The organism is Pedobacter sp. V48 (assembly GCF_000523515.1).
GTDB lineage: Bacteria > Bacteroidota > Bacteroidia > Sphingobacteriales > Sphingobacteriaceae > Pedobacter.
The window spans coordinates 38,779-64,342 of sequence record NZ_AWRU01000003.1; the positions used below are offsets into that span (position 1 = coordinate 38,779).

The 25,564-nt window shown below is 39.3% G+C and carries 24 protein-coding genes and 2 tRNA genes; 9 read left to right on the plus strand and 17 right to left on the minus strand.

Going from position 1 to position 25,564, the window contains the following annotated elements:
* Positions 1–35: 35 nt before the first annotated feature.
* Together N824_RS02890 and murQ are read right to left on the minus strand one after the other, a co-directional pair.
* The gene (locus tag N824_RS02890; RefSeq protein ID WP_048903654.1) at positions 36–605 is read right to left on the minus strand and encodes a hypothetical protein; all 570 of its coding nucleotides are present in this window, start codon (positions 603–605) and stop codon (positions 36–38) included.
* Positions 606–611: 6 nt separating this feature from the next.
* Positions 612–1,418 (minus strand): N-acetylmuramic acid 6-phosphate etherase, encoded by an 807-nt coding sequence (gene murQ, locus N824_RS02895; RefSeq protein WP_048903684.1) that lies wholly within the window; start codon positions 1,416–1,418, stop codon positions 612–614.
* Between the two features lie 185 nt (positions 1,419–1,603).
* Between murQ and N824_RS02900 the strand changes: the two genes are divergently transcribed.
* Positions 1,604–3,181, plus strand: a complete 1,578-nt coding sequence (locus N824_RS02900) for a S41 family peptidase (RefSeq protein WP_048903655.1) — start codon at positions 1,604–1,606, stop codon at positions 3,179–3,181.
* A 2-nt stretch (positions 3,182–3,183) separates the two neighbouring features.
* Here the strand turns inward: N824_RS02900 and der are convergent, their stop codons facing one another.
* Together der and era are read right to left on the minus strand one after the other, a co-directional pair.
* Positions 3,184–4,485 carry a ribosome biogenesis GTPase Der gene (gene der, locus N824_RS02905; protein ID WP_048903656.1) on the minus strand — a complete coding sequence of 434 codons (1,302 nt, stop codon included), beginning with the start codon at positions 4,483–4,485 and terminating at the stop codon, positions 3,184–3,186.
* A gap of 47 nt (positions 4,486–4,532) precedes the next feature.
* Positions 4,533–5,411, minus strand: coding sequence for a GTPase Era (era, locus tag N824_RS02910; protein WP_048903657.1), 879 nt, complete (start codon positions 5,409–5,411; stop codon positions 4,533–4,535).
* Between the two features lie 110 nt (positions 5,412–5,521).
* On the opposite strand from era, the gene N824_RS02915 reads away from it, so the two are divergent.
* The 3 genes from N824_RS02915 (at position 5,522) to N824_RS38185 (ending at position 7,638) form a co-directional block, all read left to right on the plus strand.
* A tRNA-Met gene (locus N824_RS02915) sits at positions 5,522–5,597 on the plus strand.
* Positions 5,598–5,636: 39 nt separating this feature from the next.
* Positions 5,637–5,708 (plus strand) — tRNA-Glu (locus N824_RS02920).
* A 1,417-nt stretch (positions 5,709–7,125) separates the two neighbouring features.
* Positions 7,126–7,638: a hypothetical protein gene (locus N824_RS38185; RefSeq protein WP_373419274.1), complete on the plus strand. Its 513-nt coding sequence runs from the start codon at positions 7,126–7,128 to the stop codon at positions 7,636–7,638.
* Between the two features lie 67 nt (positions 7,639–7,705).
* Here the strand turns inward: N824_RS38185 and N824_RS02940 are convergent, their stop codons facing one another.
* From N824_RS02940 to N824_RS02950, 3 genes are all read right to left on the minus strand, one after another.
* Positions 7,706–8,476: a hypothetical protein gene (locus N824_RS02940; RefSeq protein ID WP_048903660.1), complete on the minus strand. Its 771-nt coding sequence runs from the start codon at positions 8,474–8,476 to the stop codon at positions 7,706–7,708.
* The gene (locus N824_RS02945) at positions 8,470–9,480 is read right to left on the minus strand and encodes a hypothetical protein (RefSeq protein ID WP_048903661.1); all 1,011 of its coding nucleotides are present in this window, start codon (positions 9,478–9,480) and stop codon (positions 8,470–8,472) included. Before N824_RS02945 ends, N824_RS02940 begins: the two co-directional genes overlap by 7 nt.
* Positions 9,481–9,632: 152 nt before the next feature.
* Positions 9,633–9,860, minus strand: coding sequence for a hypothetical protein (locus N824_RS02950; RefSeq protein ID WP_052334040.1), 228 nt, complete (start codon positions 9,858–9,860; stop codon positions 9,633–9,635).
* A 61-nt stretch (positions 9,861–9,921) separates the two neighbouring features.
* Between N824_RS02950 and N824_RS02955 the strand changes: the two genes are divergently transcribed.
* Positions 9,922–10,191, plus strand: coding sequence for a hypothetical protein (locus tag N824_RS02955; RefSeq protein ID WP_373419275.1), 270 nt, complete (start codon positions 9,922–9,924; stop codon positions 10,189–10,191).
* 11 nt (positions 10,192–10,202) lie between these two features.
* Here the strand turns inward: N824_RS02955 and N824_RS30030 are convergent, their stop codons facing one another.
* Positions 10,203–10,430 carry a hypothetical protein gene (locus N824_RS30030; RefSeq protein WP_152541972.1) on the minus strand — a complete coding sequence of 76 codons (228 nt, stop codon included), beginning with the start codon at positions 10,428–10,430 and terminating at the stop codon, positions 10,203–10,205.
* Between the two features lie 141 nt (positions 10,431–10,571).
* Between N824_RS30030 and N824_RS02960 the strand changes: the two genes are divergently transcribed.
* A complete protein-coding gene (locus N824_RS02960; protein ID WP_048903662.1) occupies positions 10,572–11,126 on the plus strand; it encodes a hypothetical protein in 555 nt (184 codons plus the stop codon).
* Positions 11,127–11,252: 126 nt separating this feature from the next.
* Here N824_RS02960 and N824_RS02965 read toward each other — a convergent pair whose 3' ends face one another.
* Positions 11,253–11,630, minus strand: a complete 378-nt coding sequence (locus tag N824_RS02965) for a helix-turn-helix domain-containing protein (protein WP_048903663.1) — start codon at positions 11,628–11,630, stop codon at positions 11,253–11,255.
* A gap of 108 nt (positions 11,631–11,738) precedes the next feature.
* On the opposite strand from N824_RS02965, the gene N824_RS02970 reads away from it, so the two are divergent.
* A complete protein-coding gene (locus N824_RS02970; protein ID WP_048903664.1) occupies positions 11,739–12,341 on the plus strand; it encodes an FMN-dependent NADH-azoreductase in 603 nt (200 codons plus the stop codon).
* Between the two features lie 67 nt (positions 12,342–12,408).
* On the opposite strand, the gene N824_RS02975 is transcribed toward N824_RS02970, so the two are convergent.
* From N824_RS02975 to N824_RS02990, 4 genes are all read right to left on the minus strand, one after another.
* The gene (locus N824_RS02975; protein ID WP_235206977.1) at positions 12,409–12,708 is read right to left on the minus strand and encodes a glyoxalase; all 300 of its coding nucleotides are present in this window, start codon (positions 12,706–12,708) and stop codon (positions 12,409–12,411) included.
* A 239-nt stretch (positions 12,709–12,947) separates the two neighbouring features.
* The gene (locus N824_RS02980; protein WP_048903666.1) at positions 12,948–13,328 is read right to left on the minus strand and encodes an iron chaperone; all 381 of its coding nucleotides are present in this window, start codon (positions 13,326–13,328) and stop codon (positions 12,948–12,950) included.
* Positions 13,321–13,695 carry a DoxX family protein gene (locus N824_RS02985; RefSeq protein WP_048903667.1) on the minus strand — a complete coding sequence of 125 codons (375 nt, stop codon included), beginning with the start codon at positions 13,693–13,695 and terminating at the stop codon, positions 13,321–13,323. The genes N824_RS02980 and N824_RS02985 overlap by 8 nt, the downstream gene beginning before the upstream one ends.
* A 24-nt stretch (positions 13,696–13,719) precedes the next feature.
* A complete protein-coding gene (locus N824_RS02990; RefSeq protein WP_306413874.1) occupies positions 13,720–14,079 on the minus strand; it encodes an SRPBCC domain-containing protein in 360 nt (119 codons plus the stop codon).
* A 188-nt stretch (positions 14,080–14,267) separates the two neighbouring features.
* Here N824_RS02990 and N824_RS02995 point away from each other — a divergent pair, with 188 nt between their 5' ends.
* Positions 14,268–15,245 carry a GlxA family transcriptional regulator gene (locus tag N824_RS02995; protein ID WP_048903668.1) on the plus strand — a complete coding sequence of 326 codons (978 nt, stop codon included), beginning with the start codon at positions 14,268–14,270 and terminating at the stop codon, positions 15,243–15,245.
* 23 nt (positions 15,246–15,268) lie between these two features.
* Here N824_RS02995 and N824_RS03000 read toward each other — a convergent pair whose 3' ends face one another.
* Positions 15,269–17,557, minus strand: coding sequence for an alpha-L-rhamnosidase C-terminal domain-containing protein (locus N824_RS03000; RefSeq protein ID WP_048903669.1), 2,289 nt, complete (start codon positions 17,555–17,557; stop codon positions 15,269–15,271).
* Positions 17,558–17,601: 44 nt separating this feature from the next.
* Here N824_RS03000 and N824_RS03005 point away from each other — a divergent pair, with 44 nt between their 5' ends.
* Positions 17,602–18,288, plus strand: coding sequence for a GNAT family N-acetyltransferase (locus N824_RS03005; protein WP_048903670.1), 687 nt, complete (start codon positions 17,602–17,604; stop codon positions 18,286–18,288).
* A gap of 39 nt (positions 18,289–18,327) precedes the next feature.
* On the opposite strand, the gene N824_RS03010 is transcribed toward N824_RS03005, so the two are convergent.
* The 3 genes from N824_RS03010 to N824_RS03020 all read right to left on the minus strand — a co-directional run bounded on the left by N824_RS03010 (position 18,328) and on the right by N824_RS03020 (position 25,350).
* Positions 18,328–20,199, minus strand: coding sequence for an alkaline phosphatase (locus N824_RS03010; protein WP_048903671.1), 1,872 nt, complete (start codon positions 20,197–20,199; stop codon positions 18,328–18,330).
* A 197-nt stretch (positions 20,200–20,396) separates the two neighbouring features.
* On the minus strand, positions 20,397–21,989 hold the full coding sequence (locus N824_RS03015; protein ID WP_048903672.1) for a RagB/SusD family nutrient uptake outer membrane protein: 1,593 nt from the start codon (positions 21,987–21,989) through the stop codon (positions 20,397–20,399).
* Positions 21,990–22,005: 16 nt separating this feature from the next.
* On the minus strand, positions 22,006–25,350 hold the full coding sequence (locus N824_RS03020; protein ID WP_084498167.1) for a TonB-dependent receptor: 3,345 nt from the start codon (positions 25,348–25,350) through the stop codon (positions 22,006–22,008).
* Between the last annotated feature and the right edge of the window lie 214 nt (positions 25,351–25,564).

Sequence of the window (25,564 nt, forward strand, 5' to 3'; positions counted from 1 at the left end):
ATTTAAAGATACGAATTGTTTCATTCTAACAAAAGCTATGCCCCGAGCCTTTTTGTCAGGATTTCTTCAACTTTCTTGAAAAACTGAAGGGGTTTTAAGGTTCTCCATGCCATATCGTCAAGGTCTCCACCAAAATTGATGTAATAATCTATATTGCTGTTACGGAATTCATTGATTACATGTTCCTGGAAATTGATGCCTGTAATCCATCCATCTTCAACTTCCTGAAACCATTCTTCGTAATAACTATCTTCAGAAGAATGGAAGTTCAGTACATTTTCACCAATCAGGATGAATTTGTTTATTCCCTCGTCAATCATGAGCTCAATGATTTCACGTTTCAGAAGCATAATGTCGTTACCAATGGCATCGTTCCATTCTCCAATGAGCTCTATGATTGCATAATTTCTATCATAGTCGACATACAGTACTTTAAGGTACATCGTACTTGATCCGAAATCATCCCATTGGGGATGTAACAGGAAATTATACAACTGCTTGTCGAAATAAAATTCCGAGTACTCCGTGTTGTAGAATGGAGAACGCTCATCTTCTGCCGCGATATAATCATCACGCCATAGATAGTAAGGCTCTATTTCGTGCATGTTTGATTATTTATGGGTAGATTCAACAGCTTTGCGGACACTTCCATAACGGATCAGCAGATCTGCAGCATGTTCGTAATCAATATTCAGTTCGTCCATTACCATTTGTGTACCTCTGTCTACCAGTTTATGATTGGTTAGCTGCATGTCTACCATCTTATTGCCCTTTACCCTGCCTAGTTTTATCATTACCGTAGTACTAAGCATGTTCAGAACCAGTTTTTGTGCAGTTCCGGATTTCATTCTGGTAGATCCTGTTAAAAATTCGGGGCCAACTACTACCTCTACAGGGAAATCACTTTCTGCAGCTATCGGGCCACCTTCGTTGCAAACAATACAACCTGTTAAAATGCCGTTTTTACGGGCAGTGTTTAGTCCACCGATAACGTAAGGAGTGGTTCCTGATGCAGCAAGGCCAATTAAACAGTCGTTGGCATCAATTTTAAATTCCTGCAGATCAATCCATGCCTGTTGGTCATCGTCTTCAGCGTTTTCAACTGCTCTTCTTATGGCAGTGTCTCCGCCGGCAATAATACCAACAACCCAATCAAACGGAACTCCAAAGGTAGGAGGGCACTCTGAGGCGTCAACAACACCCAGTCGGCCACTTGTGCCAGCACCGATGTAAAATAACCTTCCCCCGTTTATCATTCGCTCGGCAACAGCAGAAGCCAGTTTCTCTATCTGAGGAATTACTTTTTCCACAGCATGGGGAACTGTTTTGTCTTCATCATTTATGCCCTTTAGAATTTCAAGTACTGACATTTTATCAATATCGTTATACGTTGATTCTTGCTCGGTTACTCTTATCATTAGATTAATTTTTGTTAAAATTCGTGATTTTCTTGTTAAACCAGAAATAATAGGGGAAATCAATTCAAAATAAGGATTTCTTCTCAATTTTGGAGTAATAGAAAAAATACTAAACAAATAAAAATCAGAAGAGGTTAAATGATTATATAACAGTCTAATTTTGTACCTTTACGGTGCCTTTAGCCATGAAAAAGAATACCCGCTATAATCTCTTAATTGCCCTCACTTATTCAGTAACTTTAATAGGTGGGATGTTTTTTGGCTACAAATTTCTGAAAGATCAGGGATATACCTTTCAAAAAACGACTTATATGGCAGATAACAATGCGCAAAAGGTCGATGAAATTCTCCATATCATTAATAAAAACTATGTAGATGAGGTTAATGCCGACAGCTTAAATAACCTTCCTATTGATAGTTTGTTGCATAAACTGGATCCTCATAGTATATATCTTCCGCCAGAAAAGGCAAATGAATTTGCTGAAACATTAAATGGGAATTTTGAGGGGATAGGCATTGAATATTATATTTTAAATGATACCCTGCTGGTTACGAATGTAATTAAGGATGGCCCGGCGTTTTTGGCCGGAATAAAACAGGGCGACAGAATTATTAAAATAGATACCATTTTTGTTAGTGGCAAGGCTTTGCCCAGAGAACAGATGATTGGTAAGATTAAAGGGAAAAAGGGCACAGCAGTAAAATTAACCATTGTGCATCCTGGCAGTAGCCTGGCAACTGTTTTTACGGTAAAACGCGATAGGGTACTGGTGAGTAGTATTGATGCATCATATATGCTTAACAGCGAAGTTGGCTACGTGAGGATCAGTAAATTCGGTTCAGATACAGATCGTGATTTTGTGGAATCTATAAAGTCGCTTAAATCTGAGGGGATGAAAAAGCTTGTGCTTGACCTTCGTGACAATGGCGGAGGCTATTTAACGGCAGCAACGGGTCTGGCTAATCAAATTCTTGAGGAGAACAAATTAATTGTTTATACGGAAGGAAAACATGAGCCACGTACAGATTATGTTGCAACAGGCGGGGGCGAGTTTGAAGATGGTAAACTGGTAGTGCTTATTAATGAGAATACGGCCTCGGCCAGCGAAATTCTGGCAGGTGCGGTACAAGATCTTAACAGGGGGCTTATTATTGGTCGCCGTTCTTTTGGTAAAGGACTTGTTCAGGAGCAGTTTCCTTTTGTGGACGGATCGGCATTAAATTTAACCATTGCACGTTATTACACCCCATCTGGCAGAAGTATTCAGAAATCTTATAAGGATGGTTATAAAGCCTACCAGGATGAGATCGAGAATCGTTTTAATGACGGAGAACTTACTGCTTCGAAAAAAATTGTTAAAAAGGACAGTATAAAAGGCAGATTTGTGGGGGGTGGTATTCAACCAGATATTTATGTGAAAATGGATACTATCGGGTATAACAAATGTTATACTATGCTGGCTTCTAAGAAGATATTGTTTGATTTTGTTTATGATGTTTTAGCCAGTAGGTACTCTGCACCATTTATTGAACAGAACCTTGCTACTTTTAATGTTAGTGACGCAGACTATCGCGACCTGGTGAAATATATTCAGAATCGTAATGTTGTTGTTGATCAGAGGCAGCTGGCTTCGGCAAAGCCGCTGATCTTAAATGATATGAAGGTGCTTTTATGCAAGTATCACTTAGGTGATGCGGGTTATTATAAAGCGCTTAACCTAAGTGATGCTATGGTAAAACAGGCATTAAACAGCTTACAGTAAGCTTATTTCTGTCTGAAATAAATCTGGATTGGCACTCCGCTAAAATCAAAATTTTCACGAAGCTTATTCTCAATAAACCTTTTATAAGGTTCTTTAATGTATTGGGGTAAGTTACAGAAGAAAGCAAACATTGGAGATGTTCCATTAATCTGCGTGATGTATTTTATTTTGATATACTTTCCTTTTAATGCGGGTGGCGGATAGTTCTCTATGATCGGCAACATTACATCATTTAATTTAGATGTAGGGATTTTCTTGCCTCTGTTTTTATGTACTTCTAAAGCAGTTTCAATGGCCTGGAAAATACGTTGTTTAGTTACTACTGAAGTGAAAACAATAGGTATATCGGTAAACGGCTGTAGCTTCTGGCGAATTTGCTCTTCGAATGCTTTTACGGTTTTATTGTCTTTCTCTATTAAGTCCCATTTGTTTACAAGAATTACGATACCTTTTTTGTTTTTCTCTGCAAGGTGGAAAATATTCACATCCTGCGATTCTAAACCTTCGGTTGCATCAACCATTAAGATAACCACATCGGCTTCTTCTAATGCTTTAATGGTACGCATTACAGAATAAAACTCTATGTTCTCTTTTACTTTGGTTTTTTTACGTAAACCTGCAGTATCAATAAACATGAATTCATGACCGAACTGGTTGTAGTGAATGTGTATAGAGTCTCTGGTCGTGCCTGCAATTGGAGTAACAATGTTCCTGTCTTTACCAATCAGTGCGTTGATTAAAGAAGATTTACCAACGTTTGGTCTGCCTACGATTGTGATTTTAGGAAGTGTGTTTTCTTCTTCAGGAAGGTCTTCAAAGTTTTTGATAACGTCATCAAGAAGATCACCCGTTCCTGATCCGGTCATAGACGAGATAGGGTAGATTTCGCCAAGGCCAAATCCGTAAAATACTGCGGCCTCGTTTTGTAGTTGAGTATTATCAACTTTGTTTACTACTGTAAATACAGGTTTTTTACTTCTTCTAAGCAATTGTGCTATTTCGTCGTCAAGGTCGGTAATGCCTGTGGTTACATCAACCATAAACAACAATACGCTTGCTTCTTCGATAGCGATAATTACCTGCTCGCGGATAGCTGCTTCAAAAACATCTTCAGAGTTTGCCACGTAACCACCAGTATCAATTACAGTGAATTGTTTGTCAGTCCATTCCGCTGAACCGTAGTGACGGTCGCGGGTTACGCCGCTAAAATCATCGACAATAGCTTTACGACTTTCTGTTAAGCGGTTAAAGAGGGTAGATTTGCCTACGTTTGGTCTTCCGACGATTGCGATAATATTGCTCATATTGTGTTGTGAATTGTATTAATTATTAAGGGGTTGCAAAGGTAAGCTTAATTTTCGTACCCGAAACTTTTTAAGTAGTTCTTTTTACTGCGCCAGTCTGGAATTACCTTTACAAAGGTTTCAAGAAATACTTTTTGATCCAAAAATTTCTCAATATCCTTGCGTGCTTCAGTTCCTACCTTTTTAAGGCTTGCGCCTCCTTTGCCTATCAGTATGTTTTTTTGAGAATCGCGTTCTACTATGATTTCAGCGCTGATTTTGGTAATGTTTTCTTCCTCTTTAAAGGCAGTAATAACTACTTCGGTACTGTATGGTATTTCTTTTTGGTAGTTGTTAAAGATCTTTTCTCTGATGATCTCGGATACAAAGAATCTTTGGTTACGATCTGTAAGGTCTTCTTTATCGTAAAAAGGCGCATGTTCTGGTAAATGATCTAATATCATGGTAAGGATGCCTTCCAGATTGTATTGATGAAGTGCAGAGATGGCATAAATATGCTTTGGATTTAATTTTTCCTGCCAGTATGCTGACTTTTCTTCTACCTGTTCCTGGGTTGCGTTGTCGATCTTGTTGATTAACACAATCATTGGAATAGTAGTATTGATGATTTTCTCTAATACATCATTCTCATCGTGCTGTTCGTTAATGTCGGTAACAAACAGGATTAGATCAGCATCAGTTAGTGCTCCTTTTACGGAACTCATCATAGAATCCTGCAGGCCATATCGAGGTTTTATGATGCCCGGCGTGTCAGAAAAAACTATTTGATAATCTTCTTCATTAACAATTCCTAAAATACGGTGGCGGGTTGTTTGGGCTTTCGGAGTTATGATCGAAAGTTTTTCGCCCACCAGGGCATTCATTAAGGTAGATTTACCCACATTGGGCTTACCTATGATACTTACAAAACCTGCTTTATGCGACATAAAAATATTTTTTGAAATAAATTTGCACCGCAAAGAAACGAATTATATCTTTGCATTCCAATTCGGAAGAAGAGTTAAGGATTTAACAAAAACTACCAAATTGTATATAGTGCGGGGTGGAGCAGTTGGTAGCTCGTCGGGCTCATAACCCGAAGGTCATCAGTTCGAGTCTGGTCCCCGCTACCAAAAGATTCGCAGCTTTAATAAAGCTGAGGCAATCAAAATGGCCCGTTCGTCTAGGGGTGAGGACGCCAGATTTTCATTCTGGAAACAGGGGTTCGATTCCCCTACGGGCTACNAGYRACMRCWTYAAAAMAWTSARMNGGYTKTWWWWTTAAGAWWKACRKMSTKYKKKGTKKWKCARKYRNTNGCYCGWMRNGGCWMAWAAMMYKMMSRTNATCNNNTCKAGTSWNGTCMYYSMKWSMRWMANANTCGSAGCWKYAAKMRNGCTSASKSAAWMMARMTKRMMSKWTYGNTMTWSRRKNTGWKSAYGYCRNGAYTKTCWTKNCTKGWWWYRRKSGTWNNATKCYMMTWYKGKYTACTAGTARCMNCRTMRRRRCATTCAAAAGGCTGTAAATTTAAGATTTACGGCCTTTTTTGTTTTTCAAGCATGCCCGAAAAGGCAAAAAAAATTCCCATATCTCTAGTGAGTCATTCAGTGAGTCAATCGGAGCAGCAAGCGGCTCACTGAAAACAGCTTAAAGTATTGATATTCAATATGTTCATGTCGTGACTGTCTTGACTTGTTTTGATCGTAATGCTAATTTTGTTTACTTAAAACTAGCTATTATGAGCCAGAATTATTCTCTTCACTTTTTTCTGAAGAAACCAAGAAACTACGTAGATGGTCCAAAATCCATCTATATGAGAATTACAGTGACAGGATGCACCCCAAAAGAAGCCTCATCTGAACGAATTTGTGACCYARRAMACTKRATKYCCAKCKMGAWNCARWKSAMMWKRAARYTSWGMAAGYRCAMRSMYAYTTAAWRMMCAKYTRKWTGCAAWWNASSWWWWASTTGWSYRWNGYAYWYWCNTATTTAAAAAAAATGGGGCTGGAAATTTCAGCAGAAACAATTATGGACAAATATCTGGGCAAGGAAGAAAAACCAAGATATCCATTGGAAGTATTCAAGGCACATAATACTAAAATGGAGGCCATGTGTATATTTCGGAGATAGTGGTTCTTCCCCAATTTGGGTGGTAAAAAAATACAACAGACAAGTAATTCCTTTTTGCAAACAACTGTTTTTTAAGTCGATACAAGCTTATTATCTCGGTGGTTACTTTGTGTTTTTTTTTGCGGGAACTAACATTGATCATGATTCTCGTCTATATGTTGGTGGATCCTACGGCTTCAATTAGCAGCAAGCCTTAATGAACACTTAAGTTATTGATTTTACATTACTCACTTCATTTTGAAAAACCACCAAAATTGGGGAAGAACCAAATTCCGCGAAAGTAGTGGCCAAATATGGAGTAATCCTCAGTTACAGCGGCAAACAGTTTTTTTATCGTCAACAAGGGAACGGTTGATCACTATAGTCTAGTCCCCTTTGCTCGACCCATTTTGCAGAAGGGTTTTTTTGTCAACGGTTCAGTCGATTTTACCAAACAGGATTATAAAACTTAGTGGCAGCAAAAAAAAACCGCATACCTTCTTGATTTTTCAGCTCTGGATAAGAGTGATATTCAAGGAAGACTTGCAGATTATCTGGATATCGGTGTGCAAAAAGAACTCCCGACGCGATATAAGTGCGCGATTCGAGAACATTGGTACAAAAGTCCAAATATCGCAGACGCCCCATCAGCATTTTTTTTTAAAAGGGCTCATGAATATCCAAAGCTATTAAGCAATGATGCCCAGGTTTTGGTGACCGATAGTGCCTACAAGGTGGAAATGAAACAGGGGTTTGAGCTTAATAGTTTTATTTTTTCTTTCTATAACTCGCTTACGCTTGCCTTTGCCGAACTAGAGGGTAGGTATTATGGTGGTGGTGTACTAGAGCTTACGCCCAATGAGTTCCGGGTACTTCCAATACCCTATGTGTCGCCAGCAAACTTTGAGCAGTTTAAGCAAGATTTTAAAAATAAGACCTCAATTGAAGAATTGTTAGCGAACTACAACTACCAAATACTCAATATATCTCTGGGTCTTAATCAGGATGAGATCGATAGGGTCGAGTTGATAAGGAGAAAGCTGGTCAATAAAAGACATCGTAATTAGGTATTTTGAGGTATTCTGTTGCTAAAAGAATACGATTGCCTATACGTTTACTTGCTTTTATTGCAGTCTATATGTCCAGGGAAAAATTTGTTATTAGTTGCTGGTAAACTTTCTCCGGATCCGTACCTGTTGCGCCTAGTTCCTTGAAGATATCTTTGGCTGGGAGATCTCCGGCGATGGATTTCATAAAGATAATAAGATGTGATTTGATGTGCTCGGGGAGCTCAAATTTTTCTGCAGGAGCCAGGGTGATGGCCAACCGGAATACATCGCCTTTGTGCTTGCGAAGATGTTTGGTGTCTTCCTTTACGCCCTCGGCAATTCGCTGTGATATTTCAAGGAATGCTTTTGCCTTCAGACAGATGAGGGCTTCTGTGTTTGCGTGCCTGATCCCGTCTTCCACTGAGCTGTGGCCGATCATGTATTCATAGTAAACGTCGTCAAGCAGTATGGCCGAGAGGCTCGATAGGTCGTCGTCTACAGGGATCGGTGTCAGGTGTGCTTTTTCTGAGAGTTCAATTACATCCGGCTTCCTCGCAAAAAGCTCGATCTGTGCCGGAAATTCTTTGTTACCCGGTTTGGCAAAGCGGTAATACTGGCGATCGTCACTACTCTTCTCCTGTCTCTCGTATTCGCCCTTGGCTATGAATTCCCAGAAACGGGCAACGAATCCCGGAGCCAATGCTTCTACGATCAGGATGATGTCCATGTCCTTTGTAGCCCGAGGTACCAGTGCGTTGTTTTCTAATATAATATCACAGGCGGTACCACCAATAATTACATAATTGTCGGGAAATTCCTTAAAATATTCTCTGAATGCTTCAAATCCTCTTACCATATGATGTGTTCTTCTAATATATTATCCAATGCCATTTCCACTCGCTCGTCGTGCGTATCGCGCAGGCTCAGATACAGGGACAGCGGATCTACCACGGGCAGGTCCATGTTAAGTCCGTTCGCTAGTATCTTTGGGTCGTATTTCCAGACTTCTAGGCATACCTCACTGTCATAGTCTGGATTTTCTTCAAATTCAAAGTTAAGCTTTAGTTGGTAAAATTCGTCCTTGCCTACGGCATAATAGTGCATCCGGCTAGGGTTCATATCACTATATTCAGCCAGGGCAGTTTCGCCCGATCTGAACCGGAACACCTTTGGCCTTAAAGGTAGGTACATCCTTTTGAGCACCGGGTTTGTCCAGAGCCTTCTTTTGTCTATGTCGTTCCACAGTTCAATGCCATGCAGGTGGAAGTCGATATATTTTTCCTTATCTCCGACTACACTTGCGATTTCCAATTGCACAAGGCTTTCAACGGCTTTTGAAATGGCGGCTGGGGTATATCCCAGTCGTCCGGCTACCTCCTTGAATGAATGTTCGGCTATGCGCCAGTCATTTTGTTTATTGTAGAGCAGATGGTACAGGATGATCAACTGCGCTGATGGCAAGAGCTTGTCGTTATTCCTTCGCAGTTGTTTGGTGATGAACTCCTCCCTTAGATCGATCAAAAGCTCAGGGAGGAACAGCTGTTTTCCCGGAACGATAAAATTGATCTTTTTTTCGATCAGTGTCTGCCTTGTCCGGATTGAGATGTCTGGAAGTACGAGTACGACCATTCCCAAAGCTGCCCACAACCGGTCGAAATGGTTTTCGAGTTGCTTTACCTTAGTGTCTATGTTTTCCTTAGGGTAGGCCAAGTAGAATTCCTTACCATACAACCTTGCGCCCACAAAGTCGAATGTCCCGGTTATATATGCGGGGATATCATCTAGTTTGCGTTTTGGAAACCTTAGGATTTCCATTTCCAGCCCCAGTGTATCCTTAATATATTTGACTACATCATCCATGATAAACCAATATTTGTATAGTTAAGTTGATAAGTTAATTATACAAATATAAGTTAATTATTGATATTATAAAAAATATAATTTGTTGAATATTAATATAATAAACTATAAACTGCATAATTAACTAGATAGGTTAATTATACAAAAATAGGTTAATCAATACTTTTATTGGTAGAAAAATTGATTGCCTCTCCATGATGTACGTAGCCAAGCTGGTTGGTGAGCATATTTGTATTGACGATCTTAAAACCTTCAATGTTTCGGTGATGATGGCCATAAATCCAGTAATCTGGACTTAATTGCTCAATCAGTCCATCGAGATCGGTAGCGAAGGCCTCATTTAACAAGGTTCCTAAATATTCGGGTGGGTAGTTGCGCATGGTAGGTACATGGTGGGAAACTACAATTGTTTTTAGCCCATCGTCCTGAGAGAGCGATTACATTCTTCGTCAGTCTATGTCCGGGAGCGCTACTCTGAAACTACTGGAAGAATTGGCTGATATGACGGAGATAACGGACGTAACAGCTGTGGTAATTCGCCAGTCGCTTAAAACGGATTTTAAAGATTATGAAGATGCCATTCAATACCATAGTGCATTAAGTATCCCCGATTTGGATTTTATTGTTACTCGAAATACCAAAGACTTTAAAAAGAGCAAGCTTGCTGTTCTTACACCGACTGAGGCATTGGCTAGTTTAAATATTATGTAGCCAATTTTGGCTTACAGTCTGGTCGACAGATCATCTCCAATGTTCGCCAAAAGCATTAAATCTGCAGAAAAAGAGTTCGACAAATGTAACGCTTGGGCTACTAAAAAGCGATCAGAAACGATCGCTTTTGTTGTTTCCAGCCATTTCATGGAATAGGGGATCGTCCCGATAACTATCGGAACTCCTACGGGCTTTGGAAAGCGATCAGATGTGGTTGAGTTTTCGGATAAGAGCTGCAAGAATTTTATTCTGGATGCTTCGAGACGGACGATGCTCCTTCTATTTACGATTTATTTACAAAGTTTACATTTTTATTTACAATCCAAACCACTCCACCCGAAAAATATCAAAGTAGATTCGCTGAATCAATTTGAAAGTATATGAAAAATAGAAAAAATGTCATCTATGCGATGATCTTCGCATTGGTTGTAGTAAGCGGGCTAGTATTTGCCAATCGTAACATTAAAACTGAAACCGGTCGGTCTTCAAAACCCTTGTCCATTGCAAACAAGAAAGCCGCACTGGATCCCAGGAAACAATGGGAGGGAACTCCTGACGGTATAAAGTATAAGGTATGGGAGGCATCTCCCGAAGGCAAAAAGGTGAAGGTCAGTCATGATAAAATAAAAGGCTACATCAAGTCTTTCGCGAATATGGAGGCCGTGGTCACCTCTGTTACTTTTCATCGTGAAAATGCAAAATCAGGGCCAAAATGGCTTATCGTCAAGATTGATGGAGAAGAATACATGATGCAATTTACTCCTAAAGAGTTTCAGCAGTTAACTAGCCTGAAAGTGAATGACAAAATAAGTGTAAAAAGCCGCAGCGCAGGGAATTCGCCAAGTCATCCCTATTTGATTGTATCGGGGGATTATATCGAGCAAAATGGTAAGGTACTTTTCAAACGTGATTTCAGTAAAAATGACCGTTGCTAAGAGGTAGTTGCAATAGATAGATCATCTTGTTCGCCAAAAGCATTAAATCGTCCTGAAAGGTGTTCAACAAATGTAACGCTTGGACGACAAGTCTCGGTGTTTAATCAACATCGAGGCTTTTCCTATTCAAGACTGCTTCCGCATGCTTTGTTTAACTTTTTCCCGGTGCTGCTCACCCCAGCTACTTAGTTCAGTCAACACATTTTTTAAAGTCAGGCTATAACTGGTTGCTTCGTAAACAATACTTACCGGTTGGGTAGGATAAACATTTCGCTTGATAAAGTCATTCAATTCCAAATCTTTTAATTCTTTAGCTAAGACCTTAGAGGAGATTCCCGAGACTTCATTCTGAATTTCATTGAAACGCTTGGACGACTGTACAAGCGAAAGGATCAAAGCCAACTTCCATTTTCCATTTAGCACATAGAGGGCATCAAGAACGTTTTTAAGTGAGCCTGCACATTCTGCCCTGCTTGGTATCGGCTGGTTTTTAATGACTTTCATAATAGCAAAGATAATCACTTACCCCGATGTAAGCGCTTACCTTTGGGTAACGACTAACTTTTTATCACCTGGTAGCCCTAGCTTTGCCCTTGATAATTAATCAATTTTATGAAACATATCCTTCATTTAAAATCAAGCATACAAGGTGCGACATCGTACAGTATTAAACTAGGTCATGCCATCGTTAAAGAAATTCAGGAAAAGTATCCGGGTAGCACCGTTGAAGAATTAAACCTGGTCGATATTGAAATGCCACATCTTAAACCTGAAGTCCTCCGTGCATTCTTTATTCCCAGCAATGAGCTGACTAAAGAAGAAAAGGAATCTGTCCTGCTTTCTGATCATCTGGTTAAACAGCTATTCGCTGCAGACATCATCGTAATTGGGGCACCACTGATTAACTTTACTATTCATTCAGCGCTAAAGGCATGGATTGATCATATTACCAGGGCAGGAATAACTTTTGGGTATGATGAAAACGGCCCTATCGGAAAGGTCACAGGGAAAAAAGTTTATGTAGCTATGTCATCCGGTGGCATTTATTCAGAGGGACCAGGGAAAGCCAATGACTTTGTTGCCCCTTATCTGAAAGCTTTTCTTGGATTTTTAGGTATGACAGATCTTACGGTATTCCGTGCTGAAGGACTAAAAGTGCCAGGAATTAAAGATTATGCTTTTGACAAAGCAATTAAAAGTATAAAGATTAATTAAGAGTATAAAGATTAGCAGTAATCTTATGGTTACTGCTTTTTTTATGACCGATTTTTTAATCCTCCTTTTAAACACCTAATACCCAGGTCACATCAAAAGCATCGGTTACTTCAATTAGTACTTGTTCTTCATAATTTCTGGAAGGTGGACCCCCGCGGCCAGATTTTATTTTCTCCATAAGGATCTTCCTATCGTCTGCATTTTTACATTGCAAAAAAATAGAAAGATAATTCCCAATTTTTCTTCCTTCGTTGTGGACTAGGTCCGAACCGTGAATAACTATACTATCAGAAACTAGCGAGCCGCTAATGACTGGTTTTTCTGTGTAACCCTGTAATTCCTTGTCAAACGTTTCAAAATGCAGCATGCCGCCAAAGCAAGTTTGGTAAAACGTAAGGGCCCTTTTACAATTCCCGGAAAATGTGATAAAGATTCCGCTTGTTAATTTATTGCTATTCTTAACTAACATCCTATACTGAATTATGCGTCGGGAATTTTTATTGGGAGGGAAAAAGCCTGGAATACCTTCTCCAGGCTTACCATAATTACCCGATGTAGTGAAACCATATTGTCTTTCATTTTTTTAAAGTATAATTGATTGATCAATTATTTCTTTTTTGTAGTTGCTTTCTCCTCATTCTCTTTTTTCCTGAATGCCACAATTCTTTTAATTAGCTTTTCAGGGAGCAATTTATTTATTGGAAATTGGATAACCGCTTTACTTGTTTTGTACCCTTCCAGATCAGTCTTGAAGTGTGCCCAAAAGGCTTCACTAAAGGGGTTCGATAATGAGATGTGATTAGGAAATGCACAATAGTATATCAGGTACCCATTGTATTTAAAGCAGGGTATTTGATAGCTGATACTTTCGTCTGCATCCGGTACTACTTCATGAATAATTTTCCTAATCGTCTGCATTCTTTGGAGTGCTTCCCCGCTAAATGCGAGATGGTACTCATCAATCGACTGATAATTTGTTTTAGCCATTGTTCTGAATCTTATTATTATAGATGTAAGAAACCGCGAGGATGCCCAATACTATTAGTGGCAATAACATAAACGCGATATTTTGATCTACACAGGCATGACTGATGAAAGCATAGATTAAACTAAATGTAAGCCCTGCATATGCCCATTCCTTTAACTTACCCTGGATTTTAGGCAAAGAGATCGCTATAATTCCAAGTACTTTGCAATAGATAAGTGTATAAGCAAAGTAATCGGGATAGCCTAAAGGTTTTGTACCTGCATTTACATATTCCGGCGCAAACAGTACGGTACCCAGTGGCATTACACCTTCCCAAAGTATGAGGATAGAGGTTGCCACCCAAAAGATTATTTTATTCTTTTTCATCTTGTTAAATTTTTTTGTTTCTGATTATTTGTTTTCTACATATTTCACGAAATTATTTAAAATAGCCTGCCAACCTTGTTTCTGAAATTCAGGGTCATTCTCTGTTTCTGGGTCAAAAGTTGTTGCAAGCGTGGTTTTACCATCTTTATCTGTAAATAATGTTGTGGCAGTTCTGCCGTCAGCCATGGTATAGGCTATTTCTTTATACAATTCAACCTTATCGTAAGTGCCTTCAAAATCAAAACCGAAACTGCCATCTTTAGCTTCCATTCTATTTTTAAACTTCCCGTTTATGCGGAGGTCGTTTTCGCTGCTTGGAGTATGCCAGCTTGGGTCGGCGTGTTCCATTGGATAATGTCGGCCGGTGTATTCCAAGCCTTCCATACTTTTTCTACGGGAGCATTCACTGTTGCTTCTACCGTAATTTTTGTTTGTTCTGCCATGTTTTTTATTTTTAATAATTTATTACATTACAAAGATGCTACAGACTCCGAAACTTGGTCTATTGTAAAAACGACAAATTAGAGGTGAATTACGACAAAAGTATATACCTTTAGTTAAGTCAAAATTATATGCAAGTTTCAGTATTCGTTCCACAGTATGGAGTAATAGAAGCTATTACCCCAGCATTCAGGACCTTTAACACGGCCAATGAATTTTTAACGACATTTGGTAAAAAGCCCATTTTCAAAGTAGAGTATGTGGGCTTGAATGAATATGTACCTGCCAACAATGGCGAATACACGGTAAAAACAGACAGGCTGCTGAAAGATGTTGCCCATACCGACCTGCTCATTATACCACCCACTTTTGGAGACACTAACGCAGGCATCCAAGCTAATGCGGAAGCAATACCGTACTTCAAAAAGCTTCATCAAAGCGGATCCAGCCTTGCAAGCTTATGTATAGGTGCTTTTTTGCTTGCAGAAACAGGCTTGCTAGATGGAAAAAAATGCTCTACCCATTGGGCACATATCAGCGAGTTTAGAGAAAAATACCCACAGGTAGAAGTAGAAGATGGCGCTATCATTACCGAACACAATAACATCTATAGTAGCGGTGGCGCAAGTAGTTTGTGGAATTTAATTTTGTATCTGGTAGAAAAGTTTTCTGACAGGGAGACCGCTGTGATGATATCCAAATATTTTGCGTTAGACATTGGTAGAGACAGTCAATCACAGTTTGCCATTTTCAAAGGGCAGAAAAACCATGGTGATGGAGACATTCAAAAGGTACAGAGTTATATTGAGACAAATTATGAAGACAAAATAAGTATTGAAGATTTGGTAAACCTTACAACTGTTGGACGGAGAACTTTTGAGCGAAGGTTTAAGGATGCAACAACTAACACGCCAATGGAGTACATACAACGGGTAAGAATAGAAGCTGCAAAGAAGTTTTTTGAAGCTTCAAGAAAGAATGTGACAGAAGTAATGTACGGTGTAGGTTATACCGATACCAAAGCATTCAGGGATATTTTCAGGAAGATAACAGGCCTTACTCCAATAGAGTATAGGAATAAGTTTGCAAAGGTAGCAAACGAAGTATAATTACTTTTCGCAGTAAAGTTGTATTAATACCTTACTGCCCAGTTATGTGTGCCCGATTTAACATCTCTGATTACCCAAAATTTGCCCTCTGGTATTGCTTTTAATGATCTTCCGTCTTTAATTATTCGGTCCTTTTCTGTTTGTTTTGGTAAGTAGACTACTCCCGTGGCATTGGATGGGATACTGGTTTTTAATTGAAACTGCGCAGTGGTTTTAGTAAAGGCAATATTGATTTTTCCATGTAAGGTTGATAATTGGAGCTCGGCAGAGTGAAGTGTTCCTGGTTGTGGTTTTATTTGGATAGTTCCAAAGGCAGGGGATAAGGGTTCGACTCCCATAATTTTCCTGACAATAATATTGGCAGGTGCAGCACCCCAGGCATGATTCCAATCCTGATTGTTTTTGTAATCCGTATCCCAGGCCTCAGTAGTCATGGTTGAGCCAGAACGGAGCATGTTGTACCAGCTTCGCTTTTCTGTTGAGGTTAACAGCTGTAATCCATATTCTGCTTCATTTGCATTGTATAGCGCATCGAGCAGGAATTGTGTGCCATACACACTGCAGGCCATTCCTCTTGAACGGATGTGGGTTATTACTTTTGCTTTATGTTCATTTGGCACCAGATCGAAAGCAAGAGCAAGCATATTGGAATGTAACGAGCTGTGCATAGTATCCTCACCATCTTTTATTGTTCCTGTGTTCGGATCTATAAAACTATGTTGAAAGGCCTGTTTTACTTTGTTGGCTTGTTGCTTATAGAATGCAGCATCTTTTTTTTCTCCCAATGCCTGGGCTAGATCCCTCATACAAATCAAGGCTTGATAATGAAAAGCATTTACCACTGCATTATAGTCTGTGAAAACAAAACCATCTGTTTCTCCGGGATAGGAGGGTGGTAGTCCAAAGCCTCCTTTTTGTGGCCAATCTACAATGTCTTTTAGCACTTTTTCTCCATTAAAAGTAGAGAAATGTATGGATTTGGTAAAGGTACTGTCTTGTTTACCGGTTCTGGTACTAATTAGCCCATCGGCTCTGGCAAGGGCAAGCAGCAGTTTTGGTTTTAGTTGTGGGTAAAGTAGTTTTACCGTTCTGATGTCGCCGGAATAGAGGTAATCATTCCAGGCCACCAGCAGGTTTTGCAACGACCATTCGGTTGGCCAGGTGGCGTGATAAATCAGGAAATCTAAAGACCTTTTGGCCATGTTAAATTCAGCATCGGAAGCATAATGTGATAGCTGATTAATTAATGCATCAGCTTCGTAAGGAATCCGTTCGCGGTCGCCATCAACATATATGCCTGTAAATGAAGTTGCTTTAATGGTGTGTTTAGAAAGCTCCCAGATCCGGTTTAAAAGGGTGTCGGAGCTTTTAAATGATGACGCTTGATCATTAAAAGGATAGGTTACAACGTAACGCTGTACTTCAATTATTGCGTTATCATTCTTTTCAATTTCCACATATCGGAATGGGAGTACTTCGCCTATGTAATCAGGCATAAGTATGGCCTTAGATCCGGTGTTACGTTCATCGGCTAAAAATTTAAGATCGTAACTGTGTTGTCCTTTTTGCAATGCTAGTTTTAATAAACGGTAGCGGATAGTACCTCTTGGTTTTCTATCCACATGCCCTGCGGCATCTACTGCTTCGCCAACATGGATTTTCAAGGTATCTCCATCGGTTGCTGATTTGATGTGTATTTTTATTTGAGCAAAGGCATCATTCCCAAAATCATATAAAGTATTAAGGTTATTTAATTGTTTACTGAAAACCGGTTTTTCTAATGATTTTACAAGGGGTTGATGAGCGGTCTGGTAGGGCTTTAATACGCTGTCGGTAATAAAAGAGGTGGGTTTTGAATAATCACTTGCGATTTGTTTGTTGTTCCAGGCCTTTACTTTCCAGTAGAAAACAGTATTTGGGTTAAGCTTACGCCCTCCGTAAATGATGCCAGTCTGTTGGCCTTTAATTACTTTTCCGGAGTCCCAGAAATCGCCTTTATTCGCTTTGAGGTTTTCCAAGGAGGATGCAACAAGAATCCTATATGCGGTTTGGGAACTGCCTTTAGAATTATCTTCTAATATCCATGAAAAATATGGGTTTTGATTGGCTATTAGTGCCATTTGATAGGTAGTGCCTGATTGCTTTGCCTCCTGAAGTGATAGTGCCACTGGCATCCCATTTTTCCATACTTTATCCGCATTCAAAAGTAAATCGATCCTCAAATCTGAAGGAGAATTAGGCGGTTGTGCATTTGTTTTTAAGGACGAAATTAATAAAACTATAGCGAGGAAAAGATTGCTTAAAGGGTGCATGAGGTTTACTTGGTTTTAACAATAATAAATAATTAATTTACAAAATGATCCATACTTTAGATAATCCCATCTATAATGCGTTAAATTCGGCTCATAGTACTTTTTCGAGTGGAACAGATCATGCAAAGTATTACCTGGAAGAGGTTGCTTCATTTGCTGGCCTGAGGGATAATTCGAAAGGTAATTTTGAAGCGCTTCATGAGAACAGCCCTTTGGAAAGCCTGTTTATTGTTTTCACACCTTCTGCTGTAGATATCCCTGCTCGGTGGAGACTTGTTGCACAGATTAATATGTTTCAGATGATCTATGAATCTAAAGAGATTCCGGCAGGAACCGATATTGATTTTGTGGATTTAGATAAATCACATGTTGATCAGATGATAGCTCTTGTAGAATTAACCCAGCCGGGGCCATTTAGAGAAAGAACAATAGAGTTTGGAAATTATACTGGTGTATTTAGTGGCGATAATTTGGTAGCAATGGCAGGACATAGGCTCAATCCTACACCTTTTACTGAGATTAGTGCTGTATGTACTCACCCAGATCATCTTGGTAAAGGTTATGCTTTTGAGCTACTTCGCGAGCAGATCAAAAGGATATTGAAGAAATCTGAAATTCCTTTTTTACACGTTAGAAATGATAACCATGGTGCCATTAAATTGTACAAGAAGCTAGGATTTGAGATAAGGGCTGATATGTTTGCTTATGTTATAAAGAAGGTAAATAGGTAACAACCTTTCTATCTGTAGAAAGGTTGTTACCTATTTGAATTATTTTTTAATGTATTTTAATAGTCTTTTGAATATCTCAGTATTAGAATATACACCTCTAAAATCATCAGAATGAGGGCCATAAGCAAACACAGGAACTGGAACAGCTGTATGGTCATTTGTAGAAAATTCGCCTAATACGTAGCCTGATTGAATGTCGCCATCAAGAAGGGTTAGTCCTCCCGTTTCATGATCAGCCGTAACCACTATAAGTGTCTCGCCATTGCTATCAGCAAATTCGAGTGCTTTGCCAATTACTTTGTCGAAATCAAGATTTTCAGTAATCACTTGCGAGACGTTGTTTCTATGGCCACCGTAATCGATTTGTGCCCCTTCAAGCATCATGAAAAGACCTTTTGGATCTTTGGCTAACTGCTGAGTTGCTTTTAAGAAGGCTTCGGTCAAGAATTCCCCGCGACCCTCAATTTTTGGTCTTGTTTCGTTATCGGCAACAAGTCCAACCAACTTGTCTGCATTGCTTTTTTTGAAATCTTCAAAAGTATAGGTCACGGTATAGCCTTTCTTTTCTAATAATTCAACGGCAGTTGTTCCATTTAAGGTTTTCTTAAAGTTTGACACGCCAGAGCCCAAGAACATATTGATTCCTGAATTGTGCATGTCTTGTGCGATTTGGGGCTCCATTGAACGATCGGGTTGATGTGCGTAGAACGCTGCAGGAGTAGCATCGGCGAGATCACCAACAGAAATAACTGCAGTTTTTTTACCTTCTTCTGCGGCATACACAGCTAATGATTTTAATGGTTTTTCTGTTGAGTCTACTCCAATTGCGCGGTTATTTGTTTTTTCTCCGCCTGCCATTGCGGTTCCACCTGCTGCCGAATCAGTGATGTAAGTATCTGCAGCATTTGTAACAGAAACCCCAATGTTGCGCATCTTAAATAAATTGAGCTGACCTTGATTTGCAGTAAATGCAGAATATATCTGGGTAAGCCCCATTCCATCGCCAATTAAAAGAATTACATTTTTTATTTTTCCATTCTTGCCGTCTGATTGATAAGTGGGTTGGTATGTTTTGTGGATTTCTTTATTGATATAAATGTTTTTATCCAGGTCTTTTATGAAATTTCCAAGTGATTCGATAGCATCAGTGCCTATTAAATCTACGTGAAGATTCATTAAAGCCAGCCAGGAGCTTTTTGTATCAGGAGTAGCCCAAAACCGGATCTTTTTTCCTTCTGCATGGACACTATCTATAAGTCCCTTGACCCTTGTGTAGTCGGCATGCTCTAATCTGCCTTTTCCATTCCATTTGCTATAAGCGGTGAATGGGAAGCTTACTAATTCTACGTGTTTTGTTTCGTCAGCTATATGTTGTAATGGCCACTCTCCATCAAAATAGATATAATCAGGATAGTTTTTGTAATCATTTGGTTTTGGCCTGGATCCGCTTATTGTAATGGTTAACTGGCCAGCGTGTGTACTTGTTTTAAGAATGTCTTTATGAGGTTCCAGCTGTTTGATTAATATAGCTAAAGCGGTCGGGTAGTTTTCTTTAATATCGATCAGTAAATGAAGCTTGCGTTTAGGGTCTTTCTGTAAGGCTGCTATTGCTGGTTTAATATATGTGCTATATAGTGTTATTGAAGGGTTAACATGTTCTTTACTGTGCGCAACAAGCAAGTCGTTGTTTAATGGGAAAATATCTGCCTCAATGGAACCAAATCCTTTTTGAAAAGCTCTTTGGAAAGGAATGTCATTTTCATAGTCGTTATGAGAATGGGCATTTAATAATGAGTATTTAGCTTCTTTGTTAGGTGACTCCTGAGCCTGAGAATAATTAGCGCCAGCGGTTAATAAAAGCGCAAAGAGGCTCAATTTAATAATTTTTTTGATCGGTTTTTCTGTTTTCATTCTAATCTGTTCTTGTTTGCAATATGGTTGGTATTGCATTTATGTACGTTTAGGATTGATGTGATCTAGTTGTTGGATCTACTTGCAGATCAGTAGTGTAAAGCTAACAAATGGTTTGATTAGGTAGCTGATGATTTTAATAAAAGCAAAAGGGTGTCCGTTAATATAATCGGACACCCTTTTCCATATTACTTTATTTACCAGCCTGGTGTTTGTTTGTAAGCACCGTTGCTTCTGGTGATTTCATCCGGACTTATTGGCCATGCCATTTTTGAAGCATTAAAGTTGCGTGCGGGCCATACTTCCTTTACTACGAACGGAGAGTTTGGATTAGTTTTATCTGAATGATTACGACCATGAAGGGGAGCATTAATTTTAGCGAAATCTCCCCATCTCTTTAAATCCTGTAATCTATCAGTCCACTCACAAGCCAATTCAACACGACGTTCGTGTTTCAAATCATCTAAAGTTGGGGTGTTTATTGAGGATAGGCCAACTCTTGTTCTAAGTTCATTTAGAGGAGCTGCCGCTTCTCCATTTTTACCTTGTTCTATTAATGCCTCAGCTTTGAACAAAAGTATTTCAGCATAGCGTATTAACGATAAGTTAAGCATAGTGGTTGGATAATCACCACTAGGATTAATTTTATCATTTGAGGATGCATCCCCATCAGACCCATAACCAAAAGGCTCCATGTATTTATTGATTTGGAAGCCAGAAAGACTATTGGTAGAGAAATATGATCTTTCCTGCCCAAAGAATTTGAACTTATCACCAAATTTCAAAATAGTAACTTCACGTCTAGGGTCATTTGCTTCATATTCGTTATAAAGCTCAAGTGTTGGTTGAAAATATCCCCAACCGTTGTAGATTCCCCAGCCTTTATTTTCAAGACTTACACCAGGGAATTCTGACCCTCCATCTACTCCAGAAGTAACAGACCATATATATTCAGAACTCCAGTTGTTGGCAATTGTAAATACACTTTGGTAATTCTCTTTGCCGTTTGCTTTTCCGGTAATTAAGGCGCGATGTCCTTCGTTCTTTATTTTATCACAAAGGGGAGGAACTAATTGCCATTTAGTTTTATCGTATTGTGCCCAATAGGCATAAGCTTTTACCATGTATGCCCAAGCAGCCGCTTTATGTGCTCTTCCACGGTCTCCAGCACCATAACTTTCAAATAAAGGCAATAAATCTGCTGCTTTTTCGAGATCAGATATAATCTGTGCGTAGTTATTGGTTACAGATTTTAGCTGAGGTGGTATTCTTTTGCCATATTCAGGATTTTCTACAGCGTCAAATGGTACGCCCTGATCTTTATGACCCCAAATATAGGCGATCCAAAAATGTGCGAATCCCCGAACAAAATATGCTTCTCCTAAAGATCTATTACGAATAGCTTCACTTGCCTGGCTTGCTTTTGGGATTTCTTTAATTGCATCATTTGCCTTACTCAACATCCAGTATAAGTCATTCCAGCCGCCTGTTAAATAACCCTCTCTGCCACTAGGGATAAAGTTTTTGATGTTCTCGCCATCAGCTTTTGTTCTTCCTACAATAAGATCATCACTTGCATTTTGTACCCAGAACAGGTCTCTTCCCCAGGTTGATTCATAGCGCATCGGAACGTATAAAGCTGCTACACCTTTTACCAACTCTGCATCTGTGCGCCAAAAAAATGCTGTTGATGGCTCTCCTGTGGGCTTATTGTCAACCCAACTTTTTTTACAGGCACCTAACGATAACAACATTAAGGCTGTAAGTATATATTTAAAATTCTTTTTCATGATTTAATTGCTTTGATCAGAGTTTAAGTTTTAGTCCAAATGTATATATGCGAGATAGGGGGAATTGCCCTCCATCTAGCCCTATGCCGCCAACTTCAGGATCCATTCCTGTGTATTTTGTGAAGGTAACAAGGTTGTCTGCGCCTACGAATATTCTTAAGCTTGATTTAAACGGCATGTTTTTAAAGGTATATCCCAAAATAACACTCTTGATACGTAGGTAATCTCCGTCTTCAAGGTACCAATCTGATGCAGTTTGAAAGTTTTGATTTTTATCACTTGCAGAGATTCTTGGAATGTTTGAACCCGTGTTTTCAGGTGACCATGCATCAAGAATTTTATCCCATCTGTTGTAGCCCTGTTCTGATCCATTAAGCGTAGATTGTTTAAATGCATGGAAAAGTTTTACACCGCTAACACCTTGTAAAAACATACTGAAGTCGAAGTTTTTCCAAGCTAAATTAGTTGTAAAGCCGTAGGTGAGTTTTGGAGCCGCACTTCCCATATATGAACGGTCGGCGTCATCAATTTTTCCGTCATTATTTAAGTCTCTGAATTTAAAATCACCTGCTTTTGCATCAGGCTGAATTTTCTTTCCATCCTTTACATACGCATTTGCTTCTGCATCTGATTGAAAAATTCCCTCATTTTTTATCAGCCAATATGAATAGTATGGTTGTCCAACTATTGAACGAAATGGCCTTAATACCGTTCTCCAATTATCTGTATGTAACCAGAAAGACTGAGGGTTTTCATCAATGTATTCAACTCTGTTTTTTAGCGTGGCAATGTTTGCCCCAAAATCATAACTTAATGCTCCGGCATTATCTTTCCAAGTTGCCGCTAACTCATAACCTGTATTTCTTATTTTACCCTGATTAATTAAAGGGGCTCCCAGACCAAATGTATTGGTCCATTCGGTATCTTTTTCTTTAATCAGATCATATGTTAGTTTGTTAAAATAATCACCTGTTATTGATAGTCTCTGGTTTAAGAAGCTAAAATCAAAGCCGATGTCTTTCTGCTCAGAGGTTTCCCAGGTTAGTTGGGGATTAAACAAACTTCCTAAAGAAAGAGAATTGCTTCTTGGGGCGCCATCACCAATCTGATTTGTATAGTTAGCACTTAATCTAGGGTAGCCATATCCAAGATCCTCTATTGAAGCCATATTGCCAATTCTTCCCCAGCTGGCGCGGAATTTTATTAAATCAACTCCTTCAACATGAAAGAAGGGTTCTGAACTTAACTTCCAGGCAGCAGTCACTCCTGGAAGTCCTTTACCACGATAATCTTTCGCTATACGACCAGCCATATCGTAACGATAACTTCCTGTTACAAAATAACGATCTGCCCAGCTATAGGAAAGTCTTCCTACATAAGATGCATTTCTATCATATTCGTATTTATCCTCAGGTTTGTTCTGATCGAAAATAGTTGCATTGATAAAATATTGAGCCCACTCTTCTTCAGTTTCAAATCCTTTGCCTATAACCTTTAATCTGCGGACTCCCTGATCTTGTGCTGTCATCGAAACCATTGCTCCAATACTGTGTCGATTAAATGTTCTGCTGTAATTGGCCGTGTTTTCCCAGATCCAGTGGAAGTTGTTATTGGTTTCGTAAGTTAATGTATTTTGCGAGTTTGGTTTTCCAGGTTCGGTTCTTTTTGGTTCGAAATTTTTCCATAAAGAGTTGGTTTTGCGATAAGAGAAGCGAGATAGAACACTTAGGCCAGGTATAATGTCTGATACGGATAATTCTGTGACTGACTGTAAATCGTTGGTTTTATTATAAGGCTTGTTTCTTAGTAATGTCGCAACTGGATTAATTACATCGCCATGAATACCTAAATAATTAGAATCTCTGGGGCCAACGCCCCCGAATGACCCATCTGGATAATATGGGGTTGCGGAACTTGGCATATAGATGGCAGAAAGAATAGTTCCTGAATAGCCGCTTTCTGTTTCCGTTCCTCTGTTGTCATTGTTATTCCAAAATACTTCTTGTCGCAACTTGATGTTTTTGGTGAATTGGTAGTTAGAGTTAAAACGAAGAGAAAGGTTTTGATTGTAAGTATTTAGTAAAGTTCCCTCTTCTCTTTCATAACGTCCCTGGATCAGGTTGGAGAATTTTTCAGTACCAGCATTTATACTAACATTATGTCTTTGGATTAAGCCTGTTCTGAAGATTTCATTCATCCAATCTGTTCGGGTTACTTGTGCGTATGGATTTTTTGTAATATCCCAGCCTTCTGAAGGGTTAGACCCGGAATTTGTTAAAGCAAGGTTAGCTACTTTTGCCTCGTTTTCAGCTGTCAGGGCATGAGGGAGGCGCCATGCATTTTTTAGTCCCGTGAAGCCGCTATATTCTACACTTGGACTTCCTTGTTTAGCTTGACGTGTTGTAATTAGGATGACACCGGCAGAGCCAGAAAATGCACCATAAATCGCAGCAGATGCAGCGTCCTTCAAAATTGTTATTGATTCAACATCAGCCGGATTGTAGGGGGCGTTTGGAACACCATCTACTACGTACAATACATTCTCATTTTTTCTGGAACCGACACCCCTGATTGTTATTTTTGGTGATTTGTTGGGATGTCCGCCGTCGTTAATTGCTGTTACGCCAGGAACTTTTCCCTGAATCATTGAAGCAACGTTTAATACCGGCCGGTCTTTAATCTTATCCATATCCGGAACTGTTGCAACAGCAGCCGAGAGATCTTGTTTTCTGGAGGTTCCATAACCAATTACGACAATTTCATTTAAAGATTGTCTGTCAGTTTTAAGGACTACATTTAAACTAGCCGAACTTCCTACGGTGATCTCTTGAGCAACATATCCCATATAACTGAAGACAAGGATTGACTGATCATTGTCGACAGCAATGCTATATTTTCCCTCTAAAGTAGTCGCAGTTCTTTTATTTGTTCCTTTTAATTGAACGGTTACACCAGGTAAAGGCCCCACAATATCATCTGCAGTTACTGTACCTGTTACAATGCGTTCAATGGGTGGTGTGGCCGGTTTAGGTGGCGTTGGCTTTTCATCAATGATAAGGTTGCTGCCAATTTGTATGCAGCGTAAATTGGTTTCATCTAAAATCAGCTTTAAAGCTGTCTCCATTGAGATCTGACGTGCACTAATGCTGGTTTTTTTTTCATTTCTTTTAATTAGCGCCTCTCCAAAGGAGAACTTGATGCCAGTTTGTTTCTGCAGAGTTTGAAAACATTCTTTTAAACCCGCATTTTTAAGCTGTAGGTTTAACTGTATCTTTTTCAAATCCTGACTATTGGCGTTGTTTGCAAACAACATCCCTGTTAGGGTAAGTTGTACAATTAGTGTGATTGCAGATATCTTCATAATAAATCTGATACATGGGTGGAGGTACAATCCTTTTTGCATATTTTTGTTTGTTTAGTAGGTTTTTTCCCAAAGAAAATGGGGGTAATAAATCTGTTAGCCTTCTGAGGTTTTACTCAGATGCGAATCCTTTAAGTCTTGAGGCCTCGTAAACCAATGACTAAATGGATTTCTAGTGAATTCGCCCTGTTTAACAGGGCGTTTTTTTTGGTAG